Annotated in this window: 13 protein-coding genes and 5 pseudogenes; 11 read left to right on the plus strand and 7 right to left on the minus strand. The window is 38.2% G+C overall.

Features of this window, described 5'->3' with window-relative positions:
* Positions 1 to 661 precede the first annotated feature (661 nt).
* The 5 genes and pseudogenes from IV84_RS07340 to IV84_RS07355 all read left to right on the plus strand — a co-directional run bounded on the left by IV84_RS07340 (position 662) and on the right by IV84_RS07355 (position 4,250).
* Positions 662 to 1,597: a replication initiation protein gene (locus IV84_RS07340; RefSeq protein ID WP_056986331.1), complete on the plus strand. Its 936-nt coding sequence runs from the start codon at positions 662 to 664 to the stop codon at positions 1,595 to 1,597.
* Positions 1,590 to 1,670 (plus strand): annotated as a pseudogene (locus IV84_RS11430) (DUF536 domain-containing protein); the annotation flags it as partial. The gene IV84_RS07340 and the pseudogene IV84_RS11430, both read left to right, overlap by 8 nt.
* A 209-nt stretch (positions 1,671 to 1,879) precedes the next feature.
* Positions 1,880 to 2,446 (plus strand): DUF536 domain-containing protein, encoded by a 567-nt coding sequence (locus IV84_RS07345; protein WP_027821371.1) that lies wholly within the window; start codon positions 1,880 to 1,882, stop codon positions 2,444 to 2,446.
* A gap of 100 nt (positions 2,447 to 2,546) precedes the next feature.
* Positions 2,547 to 3,620 (plus strand): hypothetical protein, encoded by a 1,074-nt coding sequence (locus tag IV84_RS07350; protein WP_027821370.1) that lies wholly within the window; start codon positions 2,547 to 2,549, stop codon positions 3,618 to 3,620.
* A gap of 189 nt (positions 3,621 to 3,809) precedes the next feature.
* The gene (locus tag IV84_RS07355) at positions 3,810 to 4,250 is read left to right on the plus strand and encodes a hypothetical protein (protein ID WP_027821369.1); all 441 of its coding nucleotides are present in this window, start codon (positions 3,810 to 3,812) and stop codon (positions 4,248 to 4,250) included.
* A 120-nt stretch (positions 4,251 to 4,370) separates the two neighbouring features.
* Here IV84_RS07355 and IV84_RS11015 read toward each other — a convergent pair.
* Both IV84_RS11015 and IV84_RS11130 read right to left on the minus strand, forming a co-directional pair.
* Positions 4,371 to 4,542 (minus strand): annotated as a pseudogene (locus tag IV84_RS11015) (type II toxin-antitoxin system YafQ family toxin); the annotation flags it as partial.
* Positions 4,534 to 4,671: pseudogene (locus IV84_RS11130) on the minus strand (IS5/IS1182 family transposase); the annotation flags it as partial. The pseudogenes IV84_RS11130 and IV84_RS11015, both read right to left, overlap by 9 nt.
* Positions 4,672 to 4,951: 280 nt before the next feature.
* Between IV84_RS11130 and IV84_RS07365 the strand changes: the two are divergent.
* Positions 4,952 to 5,383, plus strand: coding sequence for a CopY/TcrY family copper transport repressor (locus IV84_RS07365; protein WP_002816262.1), 432 nt, complete (start codon positions 4,952 to 4,954; stop codon positions 5,381 to 5,383).
* Positions 5,384 to 5,633: 250 nt separating this feature from the next.
* Positions 5,634 to 7,787: a heavy metal translocating P-type ATPase gene (locus IV84_RS07370; RefSeq protein WP_056986333.1), complete on the plus strand. Its 2,154-nt coding sequence runs from the start codon at positions 5,634 to 5,636 to the stop codon at positions 7,785 to 7,787.
* Between the two features lie 74 nt (positions 7,788 to 7,861).
* On the opposite strand, the gene IV84_RS07375 is transcribed toward IV84_RS07370, so the two are convergent.
* From IV84_RS07375 to IV84_RS07385, 3 genes are all read right to left on the minus strand, one after another.
* Complete coding sequence (locus tag IV84_RS07375) at positions 7,862 to 9,052, minus strand: MFS transporter (protein ID WP_420865360.1); 1,191 nt, start codon at positions 9,050 to 9,052, stop codon at positions 7,862 to 7,864.
* A gap of 163 nt (positions 9,053 to 9,215) precedes the next feature.
* Positions 9,216 to 9,572, minus strand: coding sequence for a type II toxin-antitoxin system YafQ family toxin (locus IV84_RS07380; RefSeq protein WP_056986335.1), 357 nt, complete (start codon positions 9,570 to 9,572; stop codon positions 9,216 to 9,218).
* Complete coding sequence (locus tag IV84_RS07385; protein WP_011669006.1) at positions 9,569 to 9,850, minus strand: type II toxin-antitoxin system Phd/YefM family antitoxin; 282 nt, start codon at positions 9,848 to 9,850, stop codon at positions 9,569 to 9,571. The genes IV84_RS07380 and IV84_RS07385 overlap by 4 nt, the downstream gene beginning before the upstream one ends.
* 78 nt (positions 9,851 to 9,928) lie before the next feature.
* Between IV84_RS07385 and IV84_RS07390 the strand changes: the two genes are divergently transcribed.
* The 4 genes and pseudogenes from IV84_RS07390 (at position 9,929) to IV84_RS11135 (ending at position 11,679) form a co-directional block, all read left to right on the plus strand.
* Positions 9,929 to 10,516, plus strand: coding sequence for a site-specific integrase (locus IV84_RS07390; protein ID WP_012660357.1), 588 nt, complete (start codon positions 9,929 to 9,931; stop codon positions 10,514 to 10,516).
* A gap of 12 nt (positions 10,517 to 10,528) precedes the next feature.
* Positions 10,529 to 10,888 (plus strand): hypothetical protein, encoded by a 360-nt coding sequence (locus tag IV84_RS07395; RefSeq protein WP_056986336.1) that lies wholly within the window; start codon positions 10,529 to 10,531, stop codon positions 10,886 to 10,888.
* Positions 10,889 to 11,171: 283 nt separating this feature from the next.
* Positions 11,172 to 11,381, plus strand: a complete 210-nt coding sequence (locus tag IV84_RS07400) for a hypothetical protein (protein WP_050894606.1) — start codon at positions 11,172 to 11,174, stop codon at positions 11,379 to 11,381.
* A gap of 19 nt (positions 11,382 to 11,400) precedes the next feature.
* Positions 11,401 to 11,679, plus strand: a pseudogene (locus IV84_RS11135) (hypothetical protein).
* Here IV84_RS11135 and IV84_RS07410 read toward each other — a convergent pair.
* Positions 11,669 to 12,490 (minus strand): annotated as a pseudogene (locus IV84_RS07410) (Fic family protein). The pseudogenes IV84_RS11135 and IV84_RS07410 sit on opposite strands and share 11 nt — an antisense overlap.
* Before the next feature lie 50 nt (positions 12,491 to 12,540).
* A complete protein-coding gene (locus tag IV84_RS07415; RefSeq protein ID WP_054712554.1) occupies positions 12,541 to 12,738 on the minus strand; it encodes a hypothetical protein in 198 nt (65 codons plus the stop codon).
* Positions 12,739 to 12,924 lie beyond the last annotated feature (186 nt).

Genomic DNA, 12,924 nt, shown 5'->3' on the forward strand with positions numbered 1-12,924 from the left:
GCTAGAAACGAGAAATAAGGCCCTTAAAAACAAATATAGCAGTTAAAGTCTTGTTAAGATTCAGAAAAACTAACTGTTTGCTGTCAATGGTAGCGGACGAGCGTAGCGTGGGAGCATAAGGAATTGACAGCTCTGAACCAGTCTTAACACTGAATTGGCGAAAGCCAAAGTTTCTATAAAACTTTGCTTTCCTGCCTAACGGCGAGTGAAAAGGCGGTTAAGCTGGCTCAGCTTGGACGGGGTTCGGGGCGTCAGCGCCCGAATTAATGTGGCTTGCCACACCTTTTAGGCAACGAACGTAGTGAGGCGCAAGGAGCATAGCGACTGGAGTTTAATGTGAGCCTGTTTTTTGGCTCACTCCTTTGTGTTTTTTGATTCTAGGTTTTGGCCTCGTACAGTGGTGCCTCTTTTAAACCTCTTTTATAAACCTCTTTTAAACCTCTTTTAGACCCCTATTGCGCCTTACTCCCCCAAGGCGTACAGAAGTTTATCGACTACATTTTGTCTGTTTATCGACTACATTTTGTCTGTTTATCGACTACATTTTGTCTGTTTATCGACTACATTTTGTCTGTTTATCGACTACATTTTGTCTGTTTATCGACTACATTTATTTACTCCTGTATTCAAATAAGGTAGTATTATTCAAGGAGGTTATTTTATGAGCAATGAATTAGTCAAATATGACCCTGAATTAAATACAATCCCCTTGCGAAGGTTTACTCCTGTAGAAATGAACTTGTTCTTTTCTGTAGTTTCTAGAATGCGTGATAAAGGTGATGATACTGTTAGATTTACCTTTGATCAGTTAAAAGAGTTAAGTGCCTATAAGCCAACCGCAAATAATCGGTTTATTGATGACATACAAAGTACATATCAAAAAATACTAGGTCTTAGATTTGGCTCTCGAAGTAAAGATGGTCTTGATAGAGAGATGTTTGTCATGTTCACTCGATTTGAAATTAAGGGATCTGCAGACGTTCCTTATGTTGATATTCAAATTTATCCCAAAGCGTTGAAACTTCTAAATAATCTCGAAAGTTGGGTTCGTTATGCTTTGACAGAGTTCCGAGATTTAAAGAGTAGTTACGCAAAAACAACTTTTCGTATTCTTAAACAATTCCGAACCACTGGTTATGCTTATTTTTCTAAAAATGACTTCTTTGAACTACTAGATATTCCACAAAGCTATTGGAGTAAGCCTGCGAACGTTGAATCTAGGGTTATTCGCCCAATTAAGGAAGAACTAACCCCTTTGTTTAGAGGCCTAACTATACGAAAAAAATATGGTAAAGGTCGTGGGAAACCAGTGATTGGTTATACTTTTACTTGGAAGCCTGAAAGAAAAGACGCAAACGACTTTTCTCAAGGTAAGTTCCAAGGTGAGCGTCAAAAACTTTTTAATATCCAGAATAATGGTGAATTAACAGAACAAGAAAAATGGCGTGCTACCGATAAAGTTAAAGGCCTACCACTAGGCTCAACTGAAAAACAGATTTTAGCCGAACGACAGATTGAGCATGATAAAACAATAAGAGATCAGACAAGACAAGAAATGCTTGCTGAACTCCAAAAGGGGTTTGGAAACAATGCCTAAAACAATTAAGGAACTTGCTGACGAATTTGGTGTATCAAAACAAGCCATTAGGAAAAAACTAGCTGCAAACTTTAGTTGTTGTTAATTTGAGCTATTTGCTGTTAAAGCAACATTCATCGGTGGCAACAACCAGAACCAAATCAATTATAGTTTAGCTTGAAGATTGATACCTATTTTAAAAAACGACAAGAACGACAACCAAGTTTAAGCTTTGCTTGTCGATTGGTGTTCTTGTCGTTTTTAACTTATAATTTAAGGCGGATTAATTAGGTGGTGAAACTATTGGGCAAGACTATTCGACAACTTTCAGAAGAATTGAAATTATCAAAACAAGCTATTAATCAACGTATTAATAGCATTAATGGCTTTCGAAGTAAACACACTTATAAAGTCAAAAACCATCTAGAAATAGACAATCAAGGCGTTAAACTGCTTGCTAATTTTGACAAGCAAAAACGACAAGAACGACAACAAAATCAGCAAGATAAAAACGACAAGAACGAAAATATTGATCATATCTTGCTGAAACAACTTGATGTTAAAGATCAACAAATTGCAAATTTACAACAGGCCTTAGATCAGCAACAAAAATTACAGATAGCAACGGTTTCAGAAAACCATCGATTAAAAGAGCACGTTAGGAAATTGAGCGGCTTGCTTGAACCTTCTAGTGCAACTCAACAGCAACAATCAAACGACAAGGACGATGCCTTGTCGAATAACGCTAATACCCGTCATAGCAAGGATAAAAACGACAAGCAAAATGAAAATAGAGTTGCTGAATATGGTAATAGACAAAAGAAAACATTTAAGAACAACACCAATAATAGTTGGTGGCATTTTTGGTGACAATCTACCTTCAATCCAATCTTTCCACGATATTTTTCATATAACGAACTACAATGTTTCTAAGATGCTATTAATAAATACAAAAGGTGGTTAGAAAAAAATGGATCCTATAGAGTCTTTCTTTAATTTTTATCTTGGAAGAGAACTTGGTGTCTGTGGTGAACTTCTATATAACGGATTTAATTCCCTCGAAAACAATAGTCCAGTAATTAGAAAAGAGGACGAGCTTACCTATCTTAATGAGGGTTACGCTTTTTCTTTCTTAATTAATACTAGTGTAGCATTTGAAAGATTAGAAAAAATAATTCTTTTGTTTCTGATAAACCAAGAAAGCCCCAATAAAATAGCTTCATTTTTAAATATAAAAATGAAGTCTAATTTTTCAGATGATGATGTCTTTAAAAACAACATTTTTGAATATGTAGATGACATGTCCGCATTTTCGAAACCTGAAACTAAACGTTTAATGGATCATCGCAATCTGAATATTGTTGCCTACATTAATCAGTTAAAATCTAAAACAATCGAACTTAATACAGATGAAAACCATCTATTGAACATCCTTGATACATTTTATAAATCATTTAGGTATGGTAGATTTCATCCAAAGGATTTTAGTGTAGGCGGATATGGCCCTGATAATAAGTTATTAAATGACTTATTAACTCACTGGGAACAAAATGATGAACCATCAACCCGTGATAAAGAAAAGAATCTATATGACCTCGGAAAATGTATAAATAAGTTAGCTAAAAAATATTACGCTATCATACGAGAATTTGCATATAAAATGAATGTTTACACGTATGAATTACATGATGATAGTAATGCTCAAACTGTTTTTTTAAATATTGATGATTCTTTACACGATATTTTTATCCAAAAAAGGATTACACGAGAAGAATTACTCTATAATTTAGCTTACAACCAAATAAAAAAAATAGCCGGTGACGAAATACCCGATAAATTGCCTATAGAATTTGATATCATTGAAGACTTTTTACTATATGGCGATGATAACTATTTTACCGATTCAGTAAACGAAACTCTAAACATCGCTTTAAATGATGATGATGATGACTATGACTCTTATTACAATAAAGAAAAAATAATCGAACGAGAAAAACATATTCATCAGTTACTACTAATGTTTTCTAACATGCAAAGAATTTGACTATCCATTTCTATCAAATAGACCCAATAGTAGTAATTAATCTAAAGCATGATCTAATAATCTTAGAGATATGTTGTCGATTAAATCGTACATGGCTTTCACCCCCTCTCCGCATGACAAGGGTGACGAACGACTTAATCATTATATCATTTACGTTTCTATATTAGATGTTAAAAGAGGTGAAACATAATGTACGAAAAATATACAAGACAGTCATTACCGAATGATGATTATAGGGAGCTTCTTGGTTCTGCTATAAGTGTTTTTAACTCCAACAATGCTTTTATTATAGAAAATATACTTAAAATCAGTGGTGATCAACACAACTGGTGGGAATTAATTGATCGAACTTCAGGGAATATTCTGCATAAAGTTATGAAAGAACAATATTCCGATGTTATTCCAGAAAATATAATTAGTCTGTTTTCAGAACTTGTAGAGCAGCGTGACCGAATAATCCATAGTTTTCAAATAACAGGTCCAGAACCAAATCCTGATCAAGAGCAACTATTAGCAACTAAAGTTAGAGGTTCCGGTGAACAATTTATAATAACTAGAAAGTATTTACTAAATTTCATACAAAAAAACCAGACACTATCTGATCTTTTATACGACTTCAGAAACATTTAAATTAATATTAGGGTCCATTTCTTACAAATAACCCCTCGAAAACGTTGAAAGAATAACCCCTAATATCTATAATGTAGATATTAGGGGTTATTTATTTTTATATACCAGAAATAGCTTCTTTTATTCGTTATTTTTTCGATACCTTTTAGAACGATTTCGACCAGGAAATAAACGATCATGCGATCCGACTCGAATTCCAATTAAGACTAGTTCATCTTTATCAATCGTATAAACCACCAGGACATCGTTAGTTTCGCTTGGTGTTTTGTTTTTCGGGGTATCTTCGTAAGTGATAAAGGATGGCATTGAATACGTCATAAAGATCATAACGACGCGGTCTTGTATGCTTGCGGAAGTTTTCTAAATCAGGTTGTATTAACGCAAATTGCGCTCGAGAAATATTGCTTGGATAATCTGGCATGACAAACTCCTCAGTCGGTTTTCCACAATTCTACCAGATTCAGCAGATACTAGACAGGTTCTAAGAGGCATTTCACCATACTAACAAGAAAACCAAAAATTCCCAGATCATTAATTTAACATATCGTATCAAACCACGCCTGGAATATTATCTAGGCGTTTTTTTAATGTCATGGTATTTTCTGGCAGAAAGGTTGCATTATTGTAACTACAGTTGTAAACTAATAAGTGTTAAGAGGCTACAAACGTAAACTTAGAATTCAATTAATGGAGGAAGCCAATTGAAGGATGCAAAGAATGTAACCATCACCGATTCTGAATGGATGGTTATGAGAGCAATTTGGACAATGGGACATGCGACTAGTCGTGAACTAATCGATGCTATGAACGAATTAGAAGGCTGGTCAGCTTCAACAACCAAAACGCTACTTCACAGGTTGATTCAAAAACAGGCGGTTGCGCAGCATGGCGGCAGTCGACCATTCACGTATAAGCCGGTTGTTGGCGAGAAGGAATCAATGGCGGCAGCGGCAGATGATTTGTTTGACCATATGTGTGCGATGCGGGCTGGTTCAACAATTGCCGGCGTTATTCAGTCAAGGGAACTCTCACGGGCGGATATTGCGAACTTACAGGCGATTCTAGCTGAAAAGGCCAAAACAGCGCCCGAGGAAGTTCAGTGTAACTGCTTGCCAGGTGATCAAACGTGTTAAGACTGTGGTGTTCTGTTTACTTTTAGGATTGCTGCACAAAAATCCAGAATCTGGGATTTCTGATGGCGGAAACTTATGAATTTTTGTCGTAATTCTCATTCATATAGTGGCATGGTGCTCCGCAAAGCAGAAGCCTAAATATAAGAACCTGGTGGAAAAATCCCGAGCCCGGGGATTTCCACACAAGGAACTTATTTTCCGGCTTCTAACCGCTTTGCTACGCACACTTATTTTTAGGGGGTCGATAATCATGGCAAATAAAGAGGACCATATGAACATGAAAAACATGAGTGCTAAGAATATGGAAAATAATGAATCAAATATGAGTCATATGGATCATGATATGGCCGAAATGGATCACAGCCAAATGAACATGAATCACGGTGATATGGATATGGCTGGGACCGACATGATGATGCACGGTGGCTCAATGATGCATATGGGAAATTTGAAAGTTAAATTTTGGGTCTCCGTTGTCTTAGCGATTCCAGTTTTACTGTTAGCACCAATCATGGGTTTAAACGTTTCCATCCTTAGTTTCAGTTCACCGCTAATTGTTGGCATTATCATCGTTTTGTTTGATACAGCACTTTACTTTTATGGCGGAATTCCATTTTTAAAGGGGGCTAAAGCGGAAATTCAGGATAAATCTCCTGAAATGATGACGCTAGTAACCCTTGGAATTTCCGTTTCGTATTTCTACAGTTTGTACGCATTTATTGCCAACAACTTCTTGAACCCGGCAAATCATGTAATGGATTTTTCGTTCGAACTTGCAACCCTGATTTTAATTATGCTTCTAGGACACTGGATTGAAATGAATGCATTGATGGGGGCTGGGGATGCCTTACAAAAGATGGCGGCCCTGTTGCCTAAGACGGCCCATCTAGTTACAGATAATGGTGAAACAAAAGAAGTGCCAGTATCTGATTTAAAAGTTGGTCAAGCTTTCCAAGTGCGTTCAGGTGAGAGTATTCCAGCCGATGGTGTTATTACGGCTGGGGAGTCGACCGTGAATGAAGCACTGGTAACCGGTGAATCTGCTGCCGTTACCAAGAACGTTGGCGATAAGGTCATTGGTGGTGCAACTAACAATAACGGGACGCTAACGGTTAAAATTAGTGGTACTGGTGACTCCGGCTATCTTTCTCAAGTAATGAAAATGGTTCAAAATGCCCAGCAAGCTAAATCTAAAGCAGAAGATAAAGCTGATTTAGTTGCCAAGTATCTATTTTACGCGGCATTTGGTGTTGGGATTATTGCTTTCTTTGCCTGGTTACCCCAGGGATTGGCGACTGCAATGACGATCATGGTGACCGTCTTCGTGATTGCTTGCCCGCATGCATTAGGATTAGCGATTCCATTAGTGGTTTCTCGTTCTACTACGATTGGCGCTCAAAATGGGCTATTAGTTCGAAATCGCCAAGCCATTGAAGCAAGTCAACATGTTAGCCACGTTCTCTTGGATAAAACTGGCACGTTAACAGAAGGTAAATTTACGGTGAATGCATTGATTCCAAATGATGGGATTGACGAAACAACGTTATTAAGCCGACTGGCCGCCCTTGAAAATAATTCGACTCATCCGCTGGCCCAAGCAATCATTACTGAAGCCCAAGCGAAGGACATTGAAGTCGTTGCGGCTGAAAAGTCTCAAAATATTCCGGGCGTTGGTATTTCCGGTAATGTTGATGGCACTGACTATACGATTGTTAATGGTAACTATTTAACGAAGCAAGGGATCAGGTTTGACGAGGCCGCTGCTGATAAATGGGCTGCTAAGGGTAATTCCGTCAGCTTCCTATTGCAGGGCACCCAAGTTCAAGGAATGGTTGCTGAAGGCGACACCATCAAAGCGGGTGCTAAGGAATTAATTAGTGGTCTTCAGAGGCGAGGAATTACCCCCGTAATGCTCACTGGCGATAATCCAAAAGCCGCGGAACACGTTGCTAACTTACTGGGATTGACTGAATTCCATGCAGGCCTATTACCAGATGATAAACAAAAGATTATTGCTGATTATCAAGCAAAGGGCAATCACGTCATCATGGTTGGTGACGGCGTAAATGACGCACCAAGTCTTGCCGCGGCCGATATTGGAATTGCAATTGGCGCCGGAACCGATGTTGCCATTGATTCCGCTGATGTTGTGTTGGTTAAATCAGAACCCAGCGATATTTTACATTTTCTTGATTTGGCTAAAATCACAAATCGGAAAATGGTTCAAAATCTCTGGTGGGGAGCAGGCTACAATATTGTCGCAATTCCACTCGCTGCCGGTGTGTTGTCATTTATTGGAATCATTCTAGACCCAGCCGTTGGTGCTGTGGTCATGGCGATGTCGACAATTATCGTGGCAATTAATGCGATGGGATTGACTGGTGAAAAGATTAAAAACGTGTAATTAAGTGATGACAAAAAGAGGAGAAAGATCAGCTGGTAGTCTGGTCTTTCTCCTCTTTATGATCATCATGTTAATTACTTATCTGGTTGCTCAGTTAATTTCGCCAATTTTTGATGCAGCCTAATGTCATATTGCCTGGTAATTGGCATTAACACCGCGACCACCCCGCAAATGGCAGCACCGATTCCTGCAATCACAAATAGGCGTTCAATGCCAATCACATCAGCTAGGGGACCGGCAAAAATTAAGCCAATTGGTCCAGCCAGATTCAACAAAGAATTCAAAACGCCTAGAATCTGCCCTAACTCTTCTGCTGGATAACTTTGTTGAATCATTGCCATTAAAAGCGTTGTAAAAAATGGGGTCGCAATTCCTTCAATGATGTTTAAAGCTGCGAACCATAAAAATCCGGTTTGGTTACCTGGCAAAATGCCGCTAATACCGGTTGGAATGCCAACCAGGAAAAACGCGATGATTACGGGCTTCATCCGGTCCTGCCACTTACCAAAGAGGCCAATGATAGTGCCGCCGATTAGCATGCCAGTTGAATAAATGGCTTCAATTAAGCCAGCCTGACTAACGGTTCCCTGAAAGTATTTCATGGTCATGAGTGGATACATGCTGGCAGCAGGCATGTAGGTTAGTGTGAAGACGGCGCCGATCAACGTAATGTACCACAAGCCCTTGTTGTTCGTAAGTTGTTTGATCCCCAAGCGGGTGTTGTGGAGCACATGCATTGGCTGATCAATTTTTTCATTGTTAGGAATTTGAACCCACGTTAAAATACAAATCCCAATGATGGCCCCAAGTACGTCTAACAGAATCAAGTACTCGATGGGGATAAACGCAAATAAAAACGCGCCCAGTGCTGGGGCAATAATCATATTCGCGGATTGCACCATTCCCAGTTGGCCGTTCATACGGGTAATTTCTTTGTCTGGCACCATTGTGGGCATTACCGATTGAATCGTTGGCATCTGGAAGGTTTGCGCACAAGACCGCATCAGTAATGAAATAAAAATGAGCCAAAGTGGAAATACATGAAAGACCGTTCCGGATACGGAAAGAATAATAGCGAAACAGGCAGCAAAAACGTCCGGGAAAATTAGGAGGCCTTTTTTGTTCCACCGATCAACCATAGGACCAACAAACGGACTAAGAATCACCATTGGCAGCATTCCTAAAATAGTAGCAATGCTCAATACCGTTGCTGAACCGGTTTTCTTGGTCAAATACCAAATAGTGGCGGCCTTCTTGATTATCAAATAATTTTTCACCACTTCTATAAGCGGCGTTGGCAATGGCACTGTATCCTTTACCAGCACTAATTATAAAATTGCCCCTAAAAAGCATTGAAAGAATAACCCCTAATATCTATAATGTAGATATTAGGGGTTATTTATTCTCATATTATAAAAATGACTTCTTCTATTCGTCATTTTTTCGATACCTTTTAGAACGATTTTGACCAGGAAATAAACGATCATGAGATCCGACTCGAATTCCAATTAAGACTAGTTCATCTTTATCAATCGTATAAACCACCAGGACATCGTTAGTTTCGCTTGGTGTTTTGTTTTTCGGGGTATCTCGTAAGTGAAATTCATTATAACCGCTCATTCGCCGATTAAGCTCATGATCTTCAAATTCTGATGGTAATTGTTGTTGCTCAAGCAACAGGTCAATGGCTGCTCGAACTTCATCAATAATAGATTGGTCTAAACTGGCTAACCGTTTTAGATCAGCATTAAAGGTTGCACGCGGTTTAAATCTTAGTTTTTTCATTGTTTAAACTGACCCCAATAATCATCATTTGATTCAACAATTTCATCATCAGGTAAAACATGGCGTTTAATTAACTGATCACGCGCAATTGCATAGTCTAACGAACCTTCTTTCGCTTTTAATGCTCTTTCTAACCAGTCCATTTTTTCTTGCGAAACGATGGCCACTGCGCGACTATTTGAACGAGCAATATAAACGGTTTCGTCTTCGTCATTAACTTGATCTAAATATTTTTTTAGGTTAGCGCGAAAGTCGCTCTGTGTTAATGCTAATGTCATATTTACCACCCTTTCATTGTACTTAATATTGTACTTTAATTTGTACTAAAAATCAAAAATTTTAAAGGAGCTCAAACTATGCAACAAATTGTCTTACCAATCAAAGATTCAAATGTGCTCAAAGAAGTGCAAGATACGTTACTCCATAATTTCAAAGCTGGTTGGCGTAACTATACCGTTTTTCAAGTGGGTAAAGCGACTCTGTTGCGAGTGAGCGACGTTATGAAGCTTCGTTGGACAGATGTCTTTAACGAAAACGGCACCGTGCGTCAGAATGCGTTTATACACGACCAAAAGACCGGTAAAGCTAACCTGCTCTACTTAAAACCCGTGCAAACTGATTTATTAGCCTATCAAGCTTGGTTGCAAGAAAACCATTTGGTTTCTGACTGGTTGTTTCCCTCGATTCAGCACCCAGAACGACATATCACGGAAAAACAGTTCTACAAAATCATGAGCAAGGTTGGCGATCTGTTAGGAATTAATTATCTAGGGACCCACACAATGCGCAAAACCGGGGCTTATCGCGTCTACACGCAATCAAATTATAATATTGGCTTAGTCATGAATCTGCTCAATCATTCCAGTGAGGCGATGACTTTAGCTTATTTAGGCTTAGACCAGGCTAGTACTGAAACGATGCTGGATAAAATTGATTTTGGTTAGGAGGCTGGCTTTATGGATTTAGATTTTGAAACCAACAAGTATGATCTTTTTGATGATTGGCATCAAAACAAGACTAAACAAGAGTTTACACAAAAGTTGCAACAACAAGCTCAAATTGAAAAAACACACCTGCCAAAATTATTGTCGCGTGAAGATTTAAAAATTCGTTGGCAGATGAACTCTCGTCAAAGTGTTCATCAAGTTGCTAGTAAGCCTGATTTTCCACAACCCGTTTTTGCTTTTAATCATGGCAAGACCCCACTTTACTTAGCAACTGAAATTCAAATTTTCGAAATTAATCACCCTTGGGTAATAACTCCCGGTGCTCGTCTTGCTTATAGTCATTGGATCCTTCGTAATGTGATTGATTAATCTTGAGATTTGGCTCTAGGATTTTTATCGTTGGCGCTAGCCTTCTAATACAAATAATCCCCATCAAAATGGGGATTAAATCTACCCTTGACAATTGTCAAGGGTGTAAGTGCGCATTGACCTCTTTTAACTCGGTCTTCTGATTCTCTTAACTTTAATTTAGTGTATGCCTTCCGCTTCGCTATTTCAAATTTTATACTTTGACTTAACATTCTCTGAATGATATAGTGTCGGTAATTATTTTTAATACGATTGGAGGGATCGTTATGTTGGAGGGATCGTTATGTCTCAAAGTAACTTAGAAAAACAAGAAGCTAAATTAAAACAGCTTAATCAAAAGATTAAAGCTGAAAAAAATAAGATTGAACAAAACCTCGGTAAGCAAATCATTAGATCAGCCAATTTGGATTATGGGACACTTACCACTCCGCAGATTAAAATGATTGCTAAAAAAGTTGCCGCCTTTTTAAATCAAGCTCAAAATAACCAATAATAGTTAGGTGGTAATGACTATGCCTAATCAATATGAAAAACTAGTTGAGCAACAAGCGCGTTTAAAACAAAAAATTGAGTGAGAAGTTTTTAAATTACGGCAATCTAAATACTACGAAAATCGGCAAGCCCGCAAAGCCCGTTCTCGCCGATTAATTCAAAAAGGGGCTTTGCTCGAAAAATACTTTCAAGCTGATAATCTTACGGTTGAACAAACCGAAGAACTTTTAAAAATATTTGCCAATTACGTTAATGCCCATAAACCGAAGAAATTTAAAGACGATCAGCCTAATAACTAGGCCGATCGTTTTTATTTTCTGGATCATTTTTGGGCTTGATTTCTGGGTTCTGATCCGCAAAATCTTTTAACTGTTTTTAAATTCTTTTACTAGTTTTGTCTTTAACTGATTTAAGCGCTAAGTTTGCTCTAATTTGTAATCCTTGAATGCCATTGTCATATGTCCACCGTTTAATTTTAGCCATGTCATTAGTTCGATAATAATTGGCAATTAGTTCGTTCCATTGATTCCACTTATCTAACGGCACATTGATTAAGCCTGCACCACCGTCAATCATAATTTTATTAGCACTTAAAGTCGCCGTCCTTTTGTTCCCGTCCCAAAAGATTTGTTGGCGCATATTATGATACATGACAGTCAATGCTTTATCAGTAATCGTCGTTCGTGGATCAGCCAAGATTTTTTGTAAAAAGGATTGTTCTTGTTTTTCGTTAATTAAAGGCTGTTCAAAAAAGTCGTCACTACCTAAATTAACTCCTCCTTTTCCTTGCCGTAATTCTCCTGGTACTAAGGCGTCTTCCGCTGCCACAATCTTGTTGATTTGTTTTTCCATGGTTAACGTTAAAGGGGAATTTTGAGCAGTGATATATTGCCACCCACGCTTTAAATTAATAATCGTCAAAACATCTTCAACAGGTACTCCTGCTACGCTCATACCGTCCATAATAGTTTGTGTTTGTGGCAAAGTGGTATTAGCGCCTTCAAAACGAGCATTAGTATGCACTAACTTGGTAAAATTTGCTCGGGCAAACCGTTGGTTTTCTGCAGCTGTGAATTTATACTTGTCCATATATGTTCGAGTTTTAGCCATATTTTGTGCCTCCTTTCTATTTCAGTCACTGATTATTTGACCTGTCCATGTTAAATCACGAAATGCTTTTCATTGATGATTTGTTCTTGGCGTTTATCTAAGAGGTAAGTGTGTAGCGCGTCAAACAGCTTGCGTTTATCAGGATCTGGATTATGGGCTGCTTGTTCCCAAATGTCTTGAATATTGACTGCCCAGGGGTCAGCCAACAATTGATCAATTGTTTCGATTTCTTTGCTGGGTTTGGTCATTTAAAAAGCTCCTATCCCGTTTTCTAGCTCAGCTATCGTCAATTCGGCCACTTAAGGCACCTATTTTTACTTCTAAGCGATTTTAAAGCAGTCTTAATATAATTATGCATGTAACACTTAAAACGGCTTAAACGAGCCCATATGACGTTTAATTTCAAGAACGCTCATTGTCAGTGTTCTGTTCTT

Origin of the sequence: Pediococcus damnosus, assembly GCF_001437255.1 — a bacterium.
GTDB classification, from domain to species: domain Bacteria; phylum Bacillota; class Bacilli; order Lactobacillales; family Lactobacillaceae; genus Pediococcus; species Pediococcus damnosus.